Genomic DNA, 16,449 nt, shown 5'->3' with positions numbered 1-16,449 from the left:
TCAGGACTCCACGGATTCCGCTGCGCCCCACTCCGCCAGCTCGGCGTTGGGCAACTGCGGGATAATCAGCAGCCGGGCGACGGGCGCGCCGGGTTCGCGGCGGAACCAGGTGTCGGCGGTGTTGTACAGAACCACCTCGATCTCACCGCGGAAGTCGGGGCCGATCACGCTGCCGGCGTTGAGCACGGTCACGCCGTGGGTATCGGCCATGCCCCAGCGCGGGCATATCAGGGCGGCGCAGTTCTCCGGCAGGGCCAGGCGCAGGCCGGTGCGCACCCGCTGGCGCTCGCCGCTGTTGATGGCCACCGGGTGGGCGGCGCGCAGATCGAAGCCGGCACCCGCGCGGGGCGGCAGGGCCAGGCCGGCCATGGTGCGGGCCTCCTCGGTCACGGTGGCGGGAATGGCCGTACCCGGCGCGCCCATATCGTGGGCCGGCTTCTGCGCCATGCTCAGGGTGTGGTTGTGGCTCGGATGGCCCGGGGCGCCCGGCTCTGTTGCGTCTGGCTGGTGCCGCTGCGGCTCCGCTTGCTGCTGCAGGTCCAGCTCCGGGCTCGCCTCGGGCGCCCGCGGATCCGCCTTTGGCGTTTCCGGTTTGGCCGCGGCTTTCTTCGCCGGTGACTTGCGGCTGCGCTTGCTGCTGGGGGTCTTGGTGGTGCTCATGGGCTCCTCGCTATCGGTTGCGGTGGGTGCGGCTTTGGCCGCGGTCGAGATTGCGCAGGCGCTGCAGCAGTCCGCGCTGGGCGCCCAGGGCGAAGCCGTCGCGCAGCGCCTCGGGTTCACGCGCGGCGGCGGCGTCCACGCTGTCGCGCAGGTGGTAGAGGTAGCGGCCGCCGTGGAGGGGGCAGTTGCGGGCCCAGATGCAGCCCAGGGCCTCGCCGAAGTGGAAGAGCGCCAGCGGGCGCAGCTCCTCGGGCACCTGGTGGGTGTCGATGCTGCCGGCCAGCAGTTGCCCCACATAGGGGGAAACGCCGTTCATGCCGGCACCTCGGTAATGCGCACATGAGTGAAACCGGGCTCGCCGCGGGGCACCTTCACCGGTTCCGCGTGCAGGCGGCGCAGCACCTTGGGGTTGTCGTCGCGGATCACCCCCAGGCCGTGGGGCCGCACTTTCTCGTGGTAGGTCACCAGGCAGTCCAGCAGGGGTTTAAGGCCGCCGTAGAGGCCGTCCCAGTCGGGCAGCTGGCTGGAACCCCGCACCACCTCCACGGTGCAGGCCTCCATGGGCTGCAGGCTGTTCAGGCGGATGCCCTGCAGGCGCAGCAGGGTGGCGATATCGGCGCCCAGGCGCCTGGCGTAGCGCTTGCGCGCGTGGCGGTTCATGCGCTGCCAGGGGTTCAGCAGGATGGAGGCGGCCGGCAGTTCAAACTCGATCACGCGCGGCGCGGCTGGGTCAGAGTGGCGATCGGTGTGCATATTCCCCCCGGAATGGTCCCGAAATCACGGCGAGCTGTAATTTGAGGGGCCATAATCACGGCAAGCTGTGAAAAGTGCAACCCTGATCAACAAAAAAATGGCGGGAAAGTTTGCCGGCGCGTGTAATGGGACGTAATCGCACAGCCGTTGCTGGCGGGCTCAAACTATGATTTAACGGGAACCCGTGAAAAGGTCGGGACCGGGAGGCGGCGCGGCCTGGCGCGCGGTTGCACTGGCGACGGCAGCGGTTAGAATGCCGCCGGACTCGTGGAGGTTATGCGAGGATTTTCGGCTAGATGTAAATTGGCGGCGCCGACGACGCTTCGGGTGTGCAATCACTTGTGGGCGTGGGTGGCGCCATCTAACTTTCAACAATCAGAACAGAGCCCATGGAACCAAAACGACAAGGCGGCAAGGACGTGGCCCCAAAATCTCCACACGAAGGCGCAAGCGCGCGCCTGCACCAGCTGTTGACGCAGGCAGGCTACCCGGAGGGTCGCGGCAGAACTTCGCGCTTTGCCCAGGATTTTGGTGTCAGCTACAGCACCGCCGCCTCGTGGTTGAATGAGGACATACTGCCGCGAGACCGGGCGGAACAGGACCGCATCGCCGCAGCCCTGGGCAGCAGCGGCAGCTACTGGGCCACGGGCGCCGGTGAGGCACAGGAAGAGCTGCACCAGGTGGATTTTATGCTGGTGGGCCGGTGCGTGAATGCCATCGTGGTCTACCTGCGGGACGAATGCGGCGTAGACCCGGACACCCTGCCAGAGGAGGTGCTGGCAGAGGCCTACGGCACCCTGTACCGCTTCGCGCGGGAGAATGGCGGCAAGATAGCCCCAGAGCTGGTATCCCGGGCCGCCGTGCAGGTGCTGTCGAAGATGGCACAGAAACGCTAAGCGCCCTTCTCCAGGCGCTGCAGCACATACTCCAGCCGGGCCCGGAGGGCCTCGGCTATCTCCTCTTCTGCCGGGCCGCCGCGCGCCCGCGCTATCTCGTACAGGTCCCCCACCAACTGCGCCACCGCCGTCTGCTGCTGCCGCTCCAGGGCCGCGTAGCGGCTGAACACCTGGCGCAGCGTGGCGGTGGCCTGCTCCGCCGGCGTGGCCTCGTCGCCGGTCAGTGCCACACCGTGCAACAGCAGGTTGGCGTCCACCCGATACACCACGGCCATGCGCCGCAATTCAGCCCCGCTCGGCATATAGGCGCCCTGCTCCAGGCGCTTGTAACTGCTGTGGCTCAGTCCAAGCCGCCGCGCGGCCTCGGTCTTCGGCCACTTCTCGCGCCTGCGCAGGTCCGCCGCCACCCGCGCCAGCATGCGGCAGTAGTCGGCATCGCCGGCCTTCTCAATCTTGTGGGGCAAGGTCGCGCCCCTCGGTGAGGGCGTACACCAGCCGCTCCAGGGCGCGCAGCTCGTCGGCGTCCAGCATCGCCATACGCCGCCGGGTTTCCATGGGCAGGGCGACGCCCGCCGGGGACAGCGGCGCCTGCACCGCTCCAAACAGCCATTGCGCCGGGCTCAGGTTGTAGGCCTGCAGTAGGGGCACTATCTCCGCCGGCGCCAGCTTGCCCCGGTCCCGCTCCAGGGCGCCGAGGCGGTCGACGGAGATTCCGGCGGCCGCGGCCAGCTCCCGCTGGTGCAGCCCGGACAGCTTGCGCTTGGCGACCAGGCGCTGGCCAGGGGTCATAGTTGGCCAGGATTCCGGCAACCGCTCCCAGAGTTCCGGTCGTTTCATTACATGCCATTACAAATCAGGATTTTGCCAGATTTATTTTAGTAATCTGGATCACCAGTGACCCGCTCGCATTTGGTGGCGCGGTTTACGTCGGGCATAGTTGACGGGCGTCGCGTCACATGACGCACATCTCACGGAGGTATAAGAATGACAAGACGTACCGAAACGGATTCGACCAGGCGGGCGCCCTGCCCCGCTAGCCTTGACGTGACGGGCCGGGTTGCGGCGTTGATCGCGCGGCGCCTGGGCGCCTCGGAGGAACAGGCGCGGGCGGCGGCCGTCGCTGCGGTCCAGGGGGTAGAGGGGCCGGGGGGCGCGCGGGTGCTGATTTACCCGATGCGGCGCCGCGGCCTGCGGCTGGAAGTGCGGGAGAGCGGGGACCTGCAGCGGATTTACCACGCGGCGGCCCGGGACAGCGCGTGAGATTCGGGGCGGCAGTGCCGCCCCTCCTCCCAAGGCAAACAACCCAGCGGAGTCACAGGGGAGTCAGCCGAGCCATCCCCGCAGGTTGCGGACCCAGTGTAACCGATACGATCGCGGCTGCCACCCCTGGCGGCCGCCCCCTCTATGCCACCCAACACAGAGAGCCGAGAAGACGGACAGCCGGAAACCCGGGTTTCCGGGTATGCGGGAAGACGTGAAAGAGGAAGCCGGGAAAAATGGGAAGGAGTGAAGAGGGAAAGAATGGAAACGGGATAGGAAGGAAAGCGGGAAGCTGTAGAGCGGGGATAACGGTAAGGCGTAAAAATGGCATCCCGTTAAACCTGATTCACGGAATCCCGCAAAATAGGCTTGACGGTTTCCCGCTTATCCCGTAAAACGGCTGCCCGGAGAGTCGGAAAAACGGGACAACGGCAATCAGTAAAGCCGTTAACCCGCCTAACCGGATAGCCAGAAAGCCGCATAAATGGTAACCCGTGAGTCCGTAAATCCGGCACGCCGGGAATACGGGATAACGGAAAGGCGGCAACCCGCTACCACGGAAAAACGCTTACCCCGCTAACGGGGAATCCGTGAAGCGGGTAACCCGCAAAGCCGGAATGCCAGGAGTCAGGCAAACCGGCAAAGCGGGACCCCGGCAGCCCGGAAAGCCAGCAGGCTGGAAAGGCGGCAAACCGGAAAGCGGGCAGGGCGGGAAACCGGAACCCCGGCACTCCAAGGCAAACAACCCAACAACAACAGGGAGGCCACCATGGCCGCTTACGTCATTTCCTTTCTGAACCCCAAAGGGGGGCCGGGCAAAACCACCGCCGCCACCCACTTCGCCACCCGCCTGCACCGCATGGGCCGCAAGACCCTGCTGGTAGACACCGACGACAGCACCACCTCCGCGCGCAAGTGGGTAGCCCTGGCCATCGCCGCCGCAAAGGCAGAGGGCGAGGCCTACGACGGCCCCATGCCGGTGGCCGTGGACGATCCCGACACCCTCGAAAACTCAATCCCCCAGCTGGCGGACGATTATGATTTCATCGTCATCGACGGCGCCGCCATGGCCGAGGATATGGCCGTCTCCTCGATCATCGTTTCCGACCTGGTGTTGATCCCCACCAAGTCCAGCCGCGCCGACGCCGACAGCGGCATCGGTATCGCCAAGATGGTGCGCGAGCGCGCCAAGCTCACCGGCAAGCCCAAGGCTGCCTTTGTGCTGTCGCAGATAGTGCCGGGTAGCGTGATCGCCCGCGACACCCGCGAGGCCCTGAAACAGTGGGCACCGGTGCTGCAAACCGAGATACCCAACACCGTGCGCTTCCAGGAAAGCTACAGCGCCGGCATGACCATCTTCGACCACGCCAACGGCGGCAAATTCGCCGAGGCCATGGACGGGGTGATCACCGAGGCGCTGGAACTGTTGCTGGGCGATGAAGGGGAGGGCGCATAATGGCGACCAAGAAACGACAGCTCCGCGGCATGGCGGCCAGCGACGCCACCGGCGAGGTGGTCAACCAGCGCCTGGACTCCCTGATGGACAAGCTGCAGAAGAAGCCGGCCGCCGAAACGGCAGGGCAGGGCGCCACCACGGCGCCCCCGCCAGAGGCCCTGCAGCCGGCACCGGCGCCCACCTCGGAGCCCGCGCCGGCAGGGCAGGGCACCGCAGCCCCGGATCCGGAACCCGCGCCGCAGCGCCGCGCCAAGCCGAAGCGCAAGAAGAAGCACGGCGCCGCATTCGAGGGCGTGGAGTGGGAGAAGTTCACCACCGAACTGCCCAGCGACGTGCGCCGGGCGCTGCGCATCTACTGCGCCAGCCAGGAGGTCAAAACCTTTGAAAAGGACGTGGTGGCGGACGTGCTGGCGCCCTTCCTGAAAAAGGCGGGGTTCCTCTGATGGCGCGCAGCTACCGACAGCTCACGGAAGCGGAGCGCGCCGTCGCCGACGACATCTGGTGGGTGCAGGCGCGCGACCTCGACGCGGATATCTTCTACGGGGAAGGGGAGGGCGTGCACGCGCTGTTTGACGTGGTGAACTGGGGCAGGGGTATCGGTTGGTTCTGCACCAAGTGCCGTCTGGTCACCTACAAGGAGGAGGAGCCCGGCGGGTACACCCCCACCTGCCACTGCACGGAAGCGCCGCCGCGTATCAAGCTGTTCAGCAAGGAACAGGCCGAACACCTGCTAAACACGCCGCCGCTGGCCGAGCGCCTGGCGGCAGAGGAGGGGAGGGCATAACCATGGACACCCCACAGATGGACCAGGACCTGTTCCGACAGGTGGCCCGGGACCTGTTCGACAGCATGGCGGCCCAGCGCGATCGCATACTGCGCGACGCCATCAGCCGCGCCCTGGGCCGCAGCGACTGGCAGCCGGCCGATCTGGCCGGCCGCTGCAGCTGCCAGGCCTCGCCAGGCGGCGACCTCTACTTCCTCGATGGCCAGCCCCTGGTGGAGTTCTACGCGGAGGAAACCGACACCCGCGACCTGTGGCCCACCGGGCCGCACGATCTCACCTCCCGGCAGCAGTACAGGCTCTATCTCGACTAGGGCCTGGCGCCTTTACACATCCTGTAAAAATATAACTTGCGCTCTATATAGACCGCGGTCTATATTTGTGTTGTCTCAACGGATGGCAATAACAAGAGCGAGGGACGCATGTCTTGGACCATTGACACAACTGACGAATTTGTCGACTGGCTGCAAAGCCTGCCAAGGAAGGCGCAGGAAAAGATCGTTCAAGCGGTCAGTTGGCTGGAACTCGAAGGGCCAAACCTGGGGCGCCCTCGCGTGGATACGGTAGCGGGTAGCGCATTGCGAAACCTGAAGGAACTGCGCGTCCCCGCCGGCCGCCAGGTGCTGCGCATCTTCTTCGTGTTTGACCCGGAGCGCTGCGGGCTCTTGCTCTGCGGCGGCGACAAGGCAGGCCAGAATGAGAGGAGGTTTTATCGAGAAATGATTGAACTTTCCGAACGGCTGTACCGCGAGTACATCGCGGGAGAAGTCGAACCGGTCGCGCGAAGCCGCGATCGGGAATAACCGGGGGCCAAACTTGGCTCCCACAAGCTGTACCCTACAATAATAAATAACGGCAATAGTTGTTCGGCCGCACTGGCAGAGGTTTGCGGCCGAAAAAGCTCACGGAAGGAATGCCCATGAAAAAGACAAAGCCCTGGTCACAGGTGCGCGCGGAGCTCGACCCGGAGGTGGTACGCAAGGCCGATGAGGCCTTCGCGGAAGAGTACGTGACCCACACTCTCGCCCAGCTGCGCCGCAGCCGTGGCATGAAACAGACAGAAATAGCCGACCTGCTGCAGAAAACCCAGGCCACCATCAGCAAGCTGGAAAACAGCGCCACCAGTGCCATGATGCTGTCCACGCTAACCGAGTTTATCCGGGGGCTGGGCGGCCAATTGGACCTGCGCGTTACGTTCCCGAACGGCGAGCGTTACCTGCTGGTGTCCGATCACGAAAGGGACGCCCCCGCCGCGCGGGAGGTGCTGGGCACCGCCTGCCCAAAGTTGGTCCCGGCGACCTGATATCGCCAGCAGGTCGCCGGTGATCTGCGAACCCTGGTCGGCCACTAGATATAGTGGCCGACCAGCTGGGCAAAACCACTATATATTGTGGTTTCACCCCCACCCCTACCAGTGCGCATAACACAGCTTATGTTAAATTAACGGGACAGGTGCGCCCTGTGCTAGAGTTTCCGGTCCGGCCTTGCCGGATTGGACACAACAGCAGAACAAGGAGCCCGCCCCCATGAAAACCGCAGCCGCCGCTCTCTGCTGCCTGCTGGCAGCGCCCGCCCTGGCCGAGGTCGGCCAGTTCCACTATGTCAAAAGCCTGCAGGCAGAACTGCGCGAAGGCCCCAGCGCCGACGCCAAGGTCAAGCTGGTGGTGGCCGTCGGCCGCAAGCTGGTGGAGTTCGACCGCCGCGACGGTTTCGCCCAGGTGGGCGTCGACAAGTCCGGCGGTGTCGATGGCTGGGTGAAGCTGGAACAACTGGCCGCCACCGATCCCGACGGCGTGGCCTACTAGCCCGCCGCAATGTCCGATATCAAAAGGTATCGGCCTTAACTGGCATCCGCCAGCAGCGCCCCCTGCTCAGGCGGCGTCTCGGCAAACAGTCCGGCCTGCGCCTCCTCCAGGCGCCGGCAGGCAATGTCGAACTGCTCGGCGCCTATCTCGATACCCACAAACCGCTTGCCCTGCTGCAGGGCCGCCACGCCGGTGGTGCCGGAGCCCATGAACGGATCCAGCACCACGCCGCCGGCGGGTGCTATGCGGCATACGTCGCCCATCAGTGCGGTGGGCTTGCCGGCAATGTGGTGCTTGTCGGCCTTGCGTACCGTGTGGCGCCACACGCCGGGCAGCGGCGCGCCCTCGGCCGGCATCTGCCCCTTGGAGCCCCACACCACATATTCACACTGGGCGCGGAAGCGGCCCTTGGTCGGGCGCGAGGCCTCGGTCTTGTCCCACACGGCCACGCCGCGCCAGGTAAAGCCGCCGGTCTGCAGGGCGTCGCTAACCACCGGCAGCTGGCGCCAGTCACTGAACAGGCGCACCGGGCCGCCCTCCTTCATGGCCGCATAGCCGAAGGCCAGCCACATGTGGCACCACAGCAGGAAGCTACGCTGGTCGCGGTTGTCGCCGTGAAAGTCGGCGTACAGGTGCGCGTATTCGCTCGACTGGTACTTCTCGCGGGTGGCGCGGCTGCGGTCGCTGCGGAACTGGCCGCCGGAGCTGTAGGGCGGATCCGTGATCAGCGCGTCGATGCTGTCCGCCGGCAGTCCGGCGAGGATTTCCAGGCTGTCGCCGCGGTAGAGGGTGGCGTTGCCGATAACCTGCTTTTCCATGGGTACTCCTGTGATCCCATCAGCGCCCCGCCTGGGGCGCCGCTTTAATCTTGGTGGTGTAGCGCTGGCCGCGGCCGGCGGTGTGGGTGGTCTCGTCGATGGTCCAGACGCCGTCGACGCCGGCGCGGAAGCCGGACAGGCGCAGCGGGCCCTCGGCGCGGGCGTCGGGGTTGCCGTCGATGGTCAGCTCCACGGCGCCGCCCTGGCGCTGCAGGAACGCCAGCCGGGCGGCCGCCGCCGCCTCAGCGTCCGCCCTGCCCGGGTACAGCAGCGGCAGGCGCGCCACGGCGCCGCTGCGGTCGCCGGCCAGGGCCAGCTGTTCGGCGCCGCCGGCCAGGTCGTGCCAGCGCGCCTCGGCGCCGGTGAAGCTGGACCGGTCCGGCAGGATCACCCGCCAGCTGTCGCAGTCGCCGGCGTCGATCGCTATCTCCGGCAGGCTCTGCCCGCTGGCGCTACGGGCCTGGGCGGCGGGCATGAACAACAGCCGCTTGCCCACCGGCTTGGCGATGGCGTGCAGCTCCAGGGCCAGGCGGGTGAGCAGGTTTAGGTCGCTCTCGTTGGTCTGGTCCAGGTGGTCGAACTGGTGCCCCTTGAGGCTGTCGGCCACCACCGGGGTCAGGTCGTTCTCGGCGGCGACCTGCGCCACCAGGGCGCCCAGGGTGATGCCGTCCCAGCTGCGGGTCTTGTAGGTCTTGAAGGTGTCCCGCAGGTTGGCACTGCGCGCCTTGATGGTCATCAGCTGGGTGGGGCCGGACAGCTCTACCTCGTCGACGACAAACTCCGGCAGCGCCACCAGGCGGCTGCCGTAGCCCAGCTGGGCGGACAGCCTCACCCCCTTGCGGGGGATGGCCAGGTGGCCGCCGGCGTCGTCCAGGGTCACCGTCAGGGTGTCGCTGGTGATGCCGCTCTTGTCGGCCCACACCAGCCCCAGGGCGCGGCGGTTCAGCTCGCCGCCCTCGATGCCGTCCACGGCCAGGGTAAAACGCGGTTGCATGGCTGGCCCTCTCTCAGTCCCACAGGTTGACCGTCTGCGCGTCGCTGGCGGCGGCCGCCAGGTCCGGCAGGCGGATCAGCACCCCCGCCGGCAGCACCGGCGGCTGTTGCGCGAGCTTGGGGTTGGCTTCCAGCACCTCCGGCACGGCGGATTCGCGCCCGTAGTACTCCTTGCAGATGGCGTCCAGGGTGTCCCCGGCGCGGGTCCGGTAATTAACGGCCATAGCGCACCCCGTAGAAGGTCAGGGACAGGGAAAACTCCACCCGCCGGGCCACGCCGTCGGCGAAGGGGTCGCCGTCGCTGCGCTCGATGCCGGTGATGGCCCAGTAGCCCAGTACCTCGCCGGTGCCGGACACCATCAGCAGCGGCTTGCCCTCGGCGGCGGCGCTGGCCATGGCCTGCAGCTGGTTCGGGTCGCCGAACTCCGCCGGGTAGATGACGCCGTTGACGGTGAGCTCGCGCCCGCCCTGGCCGGTGAACTGCGGCTGCGGATAACCCGCAGCGCGCTGGCTCAACTGCCAGTTGAAGCGCCAGGTCTGGCGCAGCTGCTGGTAAGCCAGGGTGTCTAGGGCAAAGCGGAACTTGCCCAGCTTGAGCATGGTTTCACTAACTGAAGTCATACAAGGCCCCCCGCTGTTCCGCCGCCTGCAGGCGCTGGCGCTTGTCGATCTCCTCGCCCACCTTGCGCCCGATCGCCTCCTCGTCCATGCCCGGCGCCGGGTAGACGGTGACGGGCGCATTCAGGGAGTTCTGCACGGTGACACTGCCGCCGCCCCGCGGGCGCACGCCCTGCAGGCTGGGGCCCTGGTCGGGATTGGCCGGCGCCTCCTCCCTGCCAAAGATGGCCCGGCCCAGGGTGCGGCCGGCCCAGGCGGCGCCGCGGAACATCAGCCCCAGGGGCGAGTTCGCCAGTATCTTGAAGGCCAGGTCCTTGACCTTGGTCAGCGCTGCCCGCGCCCCCTCCGGCAGCTTGTCCCACAGCTTGCCCAGCGTGCGTTCCTTGATCTCCGCCAGCCAGGCGCCGAAGCGCCGCACGGCGCCCACCACCTTGTCCCAGTTGGCCCACAGCAGGCCCACGGCGGTGGCGATGCCCACCACTATGGCGCCGGGAATCGACAGCAGGCTGATAAACGGCAGCAGCGCGACGCCAATGACCGAAGCCACCACGGTGCCAAACACTTTGAATCCGCCGATCAGCTTGGGCAGGGCGGCGCCGAACTTGCCCAGGTACAGGGCCAGGGTGCCGATGCCCTTGCCGGCGTCGATCATGCCGCGGGCAAACTCCAGCGTCTGCTCGCGCGCCTGCGGGTCCTGCATCCACTGGGTGATGCGCTGCAGCATGGCGGTAAACGCCGGCATCAGGTCGGTGGCTATGGTGTTTTTCAGGCCCTTGAAGGTGGTCAGGGTGTCGGTCCAGGCGTCGGTGAACCGGGTAGCCAGTTCCAGCTGCTCGCGGTTCAGCACGTTGCCGGTGGCATCCGCCTGGGCCAACAGCCCCTCCAGTTCCTTGCGGCCGCCGCGCAGCATGTTGACCAGGCCCACGCCCTCGGAGTCGAAGAACTTCATGGCCAGCCGCACGCGGTCGCCCTGGCTGGCCAGGCCGTCCAGGGCGTCGGCAATAATCTTGAACTGCTCCTCGGGGGCCAGCTGCGCCAGCCACTGGGCGTCCAGGCCCAGCTCGTCGATGGCCTTGATGGCCTCGCCGGTGCCCTGGGCGGCCTCGGCGATGCGGCGCACCATACGCTGGGCGGCGGTGTCGAACTGCTGCACCGACACCTTGGAGCGCTCCGCCGCGTAGCGGTAGCGCTGCAGCCCCTCGACACTGAAACCCAGCTTGTCGGCGGTCTTGATGGCCTGGTCGCCGGCGTCGGCGGTGGTTTTGACCAGGCCGAACATGCCGCCGGTGGCGATAGAGGCCGCTAGGCCCAGGCGCTTGACGCCGGAGACGGCGGCGCCGGCCATGCCCGGGAGCTTGCCCAGGGTCTTGAGGCCCCGGTTGCGCCGCTCCAGCCGCGCCAGCTTGCGGTCCACGTTGGCCACGCTGATGCCGTACTGGTCCGCGGCCCTGGCCGCCTTCCAGTATTCACGGCGGGCCTTCTCCACCACCGCCCGGGTGCGCTTGCCCTTGTAGGCGCTGGCCTCGTAGCGCCGTTCCAGCCGCTTGAGCGCGTCGCGCTGCTTCTGCAGCCCCCTGGCGGCGGCCATGGCGCGGTCGGTCTTGCGCACGGCCTCGCCGAAACGGCGCTGGATGGCCTGGCCTTTCTTGAAGCTGTTGCCGAAGCCGGGCGCCAGGGCGCCGCCCAGGCTTACCAGCAGGGAGAACTTGCTCATGGTTGCGGATCCGGGGTTGGGTAAGGGGAAGGGTCAGAGGGCGCGCGGCGGCGGCTCTTCCCTGGGCAGATGCCCCGCCCAGGCGGTCAGCTCCTCGCAGGTCATGGCCGTCAGCTCGGCATGGCTCCAGCCGGTCCAGCTGGCCAGGGTGATGACCAGCCGCCGGCAGGCGGCCGCACTCAGGACAAAAAATCCTCGTACACCTTGTCCAGTTGCTTGAAGTCGGCGGCGTCCAGCTGCTCGATGACCTTGGGGGACACCTCGCACAGGTTGGCGTAGGCCTCGATGGCCTTCTCCAGGTCGGAGCGCTGCACCCGCTTGCGCTGGTCCTGGCTGTCCCGGCGCTCGATGGCCAGCAGGTCCTGCACCCGCGGGCGGCGCATGGTCAGCTCGGTAATCTCCGCGCCGTTGTGCTCGACCGGGTATCTCAGTTCAATGGTTTCGCTGCTCATTGTTGGCACTCACAAGAAAGGCCCGCGGGCGCTGGGCGCCGGCGGGCCTGAGGTTGTTGTCTGGGTTGGGTTTAGCGGCCGATAGCCTTGCGGATGGCCTCGGTCTGGTCCACGCCGTCAATCACGCGCTTGCCGTTGAGCACGTCTATCTCGATGGTGGTGTCACCGTCCACGGTCACCGAGTAGTAGCGCAGCTCGGCGGTGTACTTCTGTTTGTTCATCTCGCCGGGCTTGTGTGTGCCGGCCTCGTAGGTGCGTACAAGCGCGCGCATCTTGATCACCACCGGCACCACACTGCCGTCCGCCTCGCTCTGCGCGGCGGCGCGCAGGGTCAGGCTGGTGCCGTTCTGGCCGGTGAGGCCCCACAGCTTGAGGGTTTCGGCGTGGTAGCCGGCCAGGGTCCAGCTGGCCACCAGCTTCTCCACCCGGCCCATGTCGATGCCGATGGCGGCGCCGAGGCCGGCGCCGTTGTAGTCCTCGGTGACCACGTTCAGGGTGGGCGGTTCGAACTCCTCCGCCAGGCCGGCGTAGCCGCGGCCGTCGGCGAAGAGTTCCATGTCCTTAAAGATGAAGCCTTGCATTGTCTGCGTCTCCGGTTAGTCGGGGTTTGGGGTTGCCGGCGTTACGCCACCAGGTCCGCCAGGTAGCGGTTGGTGGAGGCCACCTGGAAGCGGATGCTCTCGGCCAGGCCCACCGGGGTGTACTCCACGTTGAAATAGACGCGGCCGGCGGCCAGCTCGCTGGGGCTGTTGAGGTCCGGGTCGGCCACGCAGGTGCCGCCGAGGATGGCGCCCTGCAGGGTCAGCCGGCGCAGGAAGTTGTTCACGCTCTCCGCCACGTCCTCGAAAAAGGTGCGGTTCAGGTTGCGATCCACCGCCCACATGACCCCTTCCTGGATGCTGTCGTCGATGGCGTCGGCAATGCGCACATGGGTTTCAAACGCCCACTTGGGGTCGGCGGAACAGGTGCGGTTGCCCCACAGGCGGAAACCGCCCTGGCGGATCACCGTGGTGATCTCGTGCTGGTTCAGAAGGTTGGCGCGGCTGTTGGGGTCGCCCTGCACGAAGTCCACCGGGCGGGTGCTGCCGACGATGCCGGCGATCTCCTGGTTGGAGATGGAGGCCCAGAAGCCCACCTCGCTGTCGCGCCGCGCGCGGATGCCGGCGGCGATGGCGGACAGCGGCGCGGCCTTGTTGGTGCCGCTGGCGGTGTCGTACTTCTGCACCGAGGGGTCGAACACCTGCAGGCGCTTGCTGCCGAAGTTGGCGCGGAAGGCCTTGACCGCGGCGTCGTCGGTGTCCGGGCCGTCCACGTAGGCAATCGCCTTGAGCTTGTCCGCCACCACCAGCATTTCCGAGGCGGTGGCCGCGTCGGAGGAGAAGCCGGGGGCGATGACGATGCGCGGACGCTCGCCCACCGCGCTCTCGGCGCCGCGCAGGGCGTGCAGGCCGGTGTACTGGCCGGCATTCTCGCCGCCGATCACGTTGGTTTTTGTGGTGCCCTCGTCCGGCCCCTCGGCCACCCGCACCACCACCACCAGGGCGCCGGCCTGGTCGAAGATGCTGTCCATGGCACCCGGCAGGGTGCCGGCGCCGGTGCCGGCGGTGTCCAGGTTGGAGGCCTGCAGGGCGGAGCCTGCCACCAGTACCGGGGTGTCGAGCGGGAAGGGCTCGTCGGCGCCGCCGGACAGCTTCACCGTCGGCTGCGGCGACAGTACGCCGGTGCCGTCGCTGCCGCTGCCGTTCGCCACCGACAGCAGGGGCGCCACCTCGCCATTGGCGGCCAGGGCCGTGCGCACCTCGTCGGCGGTGCTGACAATGGCGCCGGTGGCGTCGGTGGCCAGCGAGACGGTCACCGCCTTGCCACTCACGCTGATGGACAGGACCGCGTTGACGGCCGCCGGGTCCACAAATTCCACGCTGATGGCGTTGCCGGCGACACCGGCCTCGGCGGCGGTGAATACCAGTTCGGTGTTGGCCTCGCTGGTGCCGGTGGTCAGGGTGGCGGCGATGGCGGGGGCGGCGTTGGGGGCGGTACCCACTATGCCGATCACGCCCAGCTTGACCAGGTTGATATCCCGCGCGCCGGCGTCGCTGTGGGTCACCTGCACGCCGTGCAGAATGTTTGTGCTCATGGGGGGCTCCTGTTGATTGAAACCGATTGATTGCAGGGGAAAGGGAAAGCCCGGCAGTGTCCGGGCTCAGGATCCGGGGCTGTCCGCGGTTCAGCTGGGCAGCGCCAGGGCGTTGATGGCGTCGATGGTCTGCTGCGCCTGGGCGGCGTAGTCGCTGCCGTCCGCCAGCGCGTCAACCGCCGCCTTGCCGCGCAGGCGCAGGTCGCGAATCTGGTCCAGGGCCTGGTACCAGGCCACCGCGCGGGCCTTGATCTCCGCCACCGCCTCGGCGGCGGTCTGGCCGTAGATGTCCATGTGGGTCTGCAGGCTCGGCGGCGCCGGGTCAGGGAAGCCGGCGGCCTCGTGGGCCAGCGCCTCGTCGTAGACGCGCCGGTATTCCTCCTCGATGAACTGGCCCACGCTGGCGATGCGCGCCCGCGCCAGGCCAGCGGCGTTGTCTATGGCGTTGCGCGCGGCCGCGCGGCGCTCGTCCTCGGTGCGGGTGTCCACCTGCGCCGCCGCCCACTGGGCCGCGTGGTCGTCGATGACGGCCTGGAACTGGTCGAGGGTGAGGATGGTGTCGTTGGGCCGCTGCCGGTCGGTCCACTCAATTTCGCCGCTGGTGCCGGCAAACTGCACGGCGTGCACGCCGTCCAGCTCCGGGTAGCCGGCCAGGTCCATCTGCAGGCTGTTGCCGTCCACGGTAACCAGTTGGTCGGGGACCATGATGGTCAGTTGCATGGGTTGCCTCGCGTGGGGTCTTGGGTTTCGGGGTTAGACGCGCTGGATAAACGCCAGCGCGTAGTAAGGCGGCAGTATCGCCACCGTGTGGGTGTGGCCGCCGGCGCTGTCGGCGCTGGCGGTGTGGTTGTGCGCGCCGCCGCCGCCGGTGTAGCGGGTGTAGGTGTTGAGCGCGTTGTCGTAGTGGCCGCTGTCGTAGCCGCGCAGTATCCAGTGCTGTTGCGGTGTGCCCTGCCCCAGGGGGCCGTCGTACTGGCCCAGGTCGTGGTGGTGGCGGTGGCTGGGCATCTGGCTGGTGGTCAGCGTGTGGTTGTTGACGGTGATGCCGTGGCTGTGGGCGCCGTTGTTGCTGGTGGTGGCCGAGGTGGCCCCGCCGGTGGCGCCCACCCCGTAGTTGCCGCCAGCGCCGAGCACGAAGCGGTTGCGCAGGTCGCGGGTGCCGCTGGCGCCGTTGCACAGCTTGTAGTTGGTGGGTATCTCGGCAATGGTGCCGCCCCAGATGAAGATAAGGGGCTTGGGGAACTGCTTGTCGACATAGGCCGCCAGCTTCTTGGGCGTGACGATGCGCACGTCGTCGGTGCCGGCGTCGGTTTCCGTCTGGGTGGCGATTTCCGCCTTGCCCGCCGTGGTGGTGCTGGCGGCGGGGGTGCGGTTGTCGTCGATCTTCTTCTGCAGCGTCTTGGGCGTCACCGCCAGGGTGGTGCTCTCGCCCTCGTCCACCGCCGTCTGGCTGGCCAGGCGGATAAATCCGTCGGCGCTGGCGCTGGCGTAGCCGTGGCCGTGGTTGGCGGCGGCGAAGGACTGCAGGCGCGCCGCTAGGGTTTTGGGCGTCACCGCCTTGGCCGGTTCCTCGCCGGTGTTCACCTCGTCCTGGGTGGCCAACGGCAGCACCCCGGCCTGGGCGGTGGTGGCCGGCGGGTTGCTGAAGCCGGTGTCGCCGACGGTGATGTTCTCGGCCTGGCCGCCGGCGAGCTTGATATCCAGCGACAGCAGGTAGGTGGAGTCGGCGGCCTTGCTGGCCACCGGATCGCCGCCCGCCCCCACCGAGTAGATGGCGAACAGCACCCCGGTGTCGGTGAAGACGCCGAACTCGTGCACGTCGTAGGCGTCGCCGCTCTCGTCGCGCAGGGTGATGTGCAGCATGTTGTCGGCCACCACCACACCGCCGGAAATGCTCGGCAGGCGCTTGAACTCGCCGGCCAGGGCGGTGGCGCTGGCGTCCGGGCTCCACTGCCCGGAGCCTAGGGCGATCTCGGCCAGGGTGACCGGCAGGGTGCCGGCGTTGCCCTCGTCCACAATGGCCTGCTGGCCGGCATCGGTTAGCACTAGCGCTAGGGTCACGGGGTTTACTCCATGCACGGGCGCGCGTCATTTTCGTCAGGCGAAAAT

24 protein-coding genes are annotated in these 16,449 nt (G+C 67.6%); 9 read left to right on the top strand and 15 right to left on the bottom strand.

Annotation, left to right across the window (positions count from 1 at the left end; genetic code table 11):
* The 3 genes from AC6R19_RS19980 to AC6R19_RS19970 are packed head-to-tail and all read right to left on the bottom strand — an operon-like array spanning position 1 to position 1,413.
* Positions 1-660, bottom strand: a complete 660-nt coding sequence (locus tag AC6R19_RS19980; RefSeq protein WP_500581633.1) for a dUTP diphosphatase — start codon at positions 658-660, stop codon at positions 1-3.
* Positions 661-670: 10 nt separating this feature from the next.
* Complete coding sequence (locus AC6R19_RS19975; RefSeq protein WP_500581632.1) at positions 671-976, bottom strand: hypothetical protein; 306 nt, start codon at positions 974-976, stop codon at positions 671-673.
* Positions 973-1,413, bottom strand: coding sequence for a hypothetical protein (locus AC6R19_RS19970; protein WP_500581631.1), 441 nt, complete (start codon positions 1,411-1,413; stop codon positions 973-975). The genes AC6R19_RS19975 and AC6R19_RS19970 overlap by 4 nt, the downstream gene beginning before the upstream one ends.
* Positions 1,414-1,802: 389 nt before the next feature.
* On the opposite strand from AC6R19_RS19970, the gene AC6R19_RS19965 reads away from it, so the two are divergent.
* Positions 1,803-2,309, top strand: a complete 507-nt coding sequence (locus tag AC6R19_RS19965) for a hypothetical protein (RefSeq protein WP_500581630.1) — start codon at positions 1,803-1,805, stop codon at positions 2,307-2,309.
* Here AC6R19_RS19965 and AC6R19_RS19960 read toward each other — a convergent pair.
* Positions 2,306-2,773 (bottom strand): helix-turn-helix domain-containing protein, encoded by a 468-nt coding sequence (locus AC6R19_RS19960; protein WP_500581629.1) that lies wholly within the window; start codon positions 2,771-2,773, stop codon positions 2,306-2,308. The two genes, AC6R19_RS19965 and AC6R19_RS19960, sit on opposite strands and share 4 nt — an antisense overlap.
* Positions 2,757-3,146: a helix-turn-helix domain-containing protein gene (locus tag AC6R19_RS19955; RefSeq protein WP_500581628.1), complete on the bottom strand. Its 390-nt coding sequence runs from the start codon at positions 3,144-3,146 to the stop codon at positions 2,757-2,759. Before AC6R19_RS19955 ends, AC6R19_RS19960 begins: the two co-directional genes overlap by 17 nt.
* A gap of 147 nt (positions 3,147-3,293) precedes the next feature.
* Here AC6R19_RS19955 and AC6R19_RS19950 point away from each other — a divergent pair, with 147 nt between their 5' ends.
* From AC6R19_RS19950 to AC6R19_RS19915, 8 genes are all read left to right on the top strand, one after another.
* Positions 3,294-3,569, top strand: a complete 276-nt coding sequence (locus tag AC6R19_RS19950) for a hypothetical protein (protein WP_500581627.1) — start codon at positions 3,294-3,296, stop codon at positions 3,567-3,569.
* A 769-nt stretch (positions 3,570-4,338) separates the two neighbouring features.
* Positions 4,339-5,025, top strand: coding sequence for an AAA family ATPase (locus AC6R19_RS19945; protein ID WP_500581626.1), 687 nt, complete (start codon positions 4,339-4,341; stop codon positions 5,023-5,025).
* Complete coding sequence (locus tag AC6R19_RS19940) at positions 5,025-5,468, top strand: hypothetical protein (RefSeq protein WP_500581625.1); 444 nt, start codon at positions 5,025-5,027, stop codon at positions 5,466-5,468. The genes AC6R19_RS19945 and AC6R19_RS19940 overlap by 1 nt, the downstream gene beginning before the upstream one ends.
* A complete protein-coding gene (locus AC6R19_RS19935; protein WP_500581624.1) occupies positions 5,468-5,809 on the top strand; it encodes a hypothetical protein in 342 nt (113 codons plus the stop codon). Before AC6R19_RS19940 ends, AC6R19_RS19935 begins: the two co-directional genes overlap by 1 nt.
* Positions 5,810-5,811: 2 nt before the next feature.
* Positions 5,812-6,120 (top strand): hypothetical protein, encoded by a 309-nt coding sequence (locus AC6R19_RS19930; protein WP_500581623.1) that lies wholly within the window; start codon positions 5,812-5,814, stop codon positions 6,118-6,120.
* Positions 6,121-6,228: 108 nt separating this feature from the next.
* Entirely contained in the window at positions 6,229-6,609 is a 381-nt protein-coding gene (locus AC6R19_RS19925; protein WP_500581622.1) for a type II toxin-antitoxin system RelE/ParE family toxin, read from the top strand.
* A gap of 116 nt (positions 6,610-6,725) precedes the next feature.
* Positions 6,726-7,109 carry a helix-turn-helix domain-containing protein gene (locus AC6R19_RS19920; protein WP_500581621.1) on the top strand — a complete coding sequence of 128 codons (384 nt, stop codon included), beginning with the start codon at positions 6,726-6,728 and terminating at the stop codon, positions 7,107-7,109.
* Positions 7,110-7,332: 223 nt separating this feature from the next.
* Entirely contained in the window at positions 7,333-7,611 is a 279-nt protein-coding gene (locus AC6R19_RS19915) for an SH3 domain-containing protein (protein ID WP_500581620.1), read from the top strand.
* A gap of 35 nt (positions 7,612-7,646) precedes the next feature.
* Here the strand turns inward: AC6R19_RS19915 and AC6R19_RS19910 are convergent, their stop codons facing one another.
* The 10 genes from AC6R19_RS19910 to AC6R19_RS19865 form a co-directional block, all read right to left on the bottom strand.
* A complete protein-coding gene (locus AC6R19_RS19910; RefSeq protein WP_500581619.1) occupies positions 7,647-8,429 on the bottom strand; it encodes a DNA-methyltransferase in 783 nt (260 codons plus the stop codon).
* A 19-nt stretch (positions 8,430-8,448) separates the two neighbouring features.
* Complete coding sequence (locus AC6R19_RS19905) at positions 8,449-9,423, bottom strand: contractile injection system protein, VgrG/Pvc8 family (RefSeq protein ID WP_500581618.1); 975 nt, start codon at positions 9,421-9,423, stop codon at positions 8,449-8,451.
* Positions 9,424-9,436: 13 nt separating this feature from the next.
* Positions 9,437-9,646, bottom strand: coding sequence for a tail protein X (locus tag AC6R19_RS19900; protein WP_500581617.1), 210 nt, complete (start codon positions 9,644-9,646; stop codon positions 9,437-9,439).
* On the bottom strand, positions 9,636-10,043 hold the full coding sequence (locus tag AC6R19_RS19895; protein ID WP_500581616.1) for a phage tail protein: 408 nt from the start codon (positions 10,041-10,043) through the stop codon (positions 9,636-9,638). Before AC6R19_RS19895 ends, AC6R19_RS19900 begins: the two co-directional genes overlap by 11 nt.
* Complete coding sequence (locus AC6R19_RS19890; protein WP_500581615.1) at positions 10,030-11,754, bottom strand: hypothetical protein; 1,725 nt, start codon at positions 11,752-11,754, stop codon at positions 10,030-10,032. The genes AC6R19_RS19895 and AC6R19_RS19890 overlap by 14 nt, the downstream gene beginning before the upstream one ends.
* Before the next feature lie 179 nt (positions 11,755-11,933).
* The gene (locus AC6R19_RS19885) at positions 11,934-12,206 is read right to left on the bottom strand and encodes a phage tail assembly protein (protein ID WP_500581614.1); all 273 of its coding nucleotides are present in this window, start codon (positions 12,204-12,206) and stop codon (positions 11,934-11,936) included.
* Positions 12,207-12,277: 71 nt separating this feature from the next.
* Positions 12,278-12,787: a phage major tail tube protein gene (locus tag AC6R19_RS19880; RefSeq protein WP_500581613.1), complete on the bottom strand. Its 510-nt coding sequence runs from the start codon at positions 12,785-12,787 to the stop codon at positions 12,278-12,280.
* A 41-nt stretch (positions 12,788-12,828) separates the two neighbouring features.
* Complete coding sequence (locus AC6R19_RS19875; RefSeq protein ID WP_500581612.1) at positions 12,829-14,340, bottom strand: phage tail sheath subtilisin-like domain-containing protein; 1,512 nt, start codon at positions 14,338-14,340, stop codon at positions 12,829-12,831.
* A 90-nt stretch (positions 14,341-14,430) separates the two neighbouring features.
* Positions 14,431-15,060 carry a hypothetical protein gene (locus tag AC6R19_RS19870; protein WP_500581611.1) on the bottom strand — a complete coding sequence of 210 codons (630 nt, stop codon included), beginning with the start codon at positions 15,058-15,060 and terminating at the stop codon, positions 14,431-14,433.
* 33 nt (positions 15,061-15,093) lie between these two features.
* On the bottom strand, positions 15,094-16,401 hold the full coding sequence (locus AC6R19_RS19865; protein WP_500581610.1) for a hypothetical protein: 1,308 nt from the start codon (positions 16,399-16,401) through the stop codon (positions 15,094-15,096).
* Positions 16,402-16,449 lie beyond the last annotated feature (48 nt).

Source organism: Microbulbifer sp. SE14, from assembly GCF_059834885.1.
This window is presented reverse-complemented; position numbering and strand designations above follow the sequence as displayed.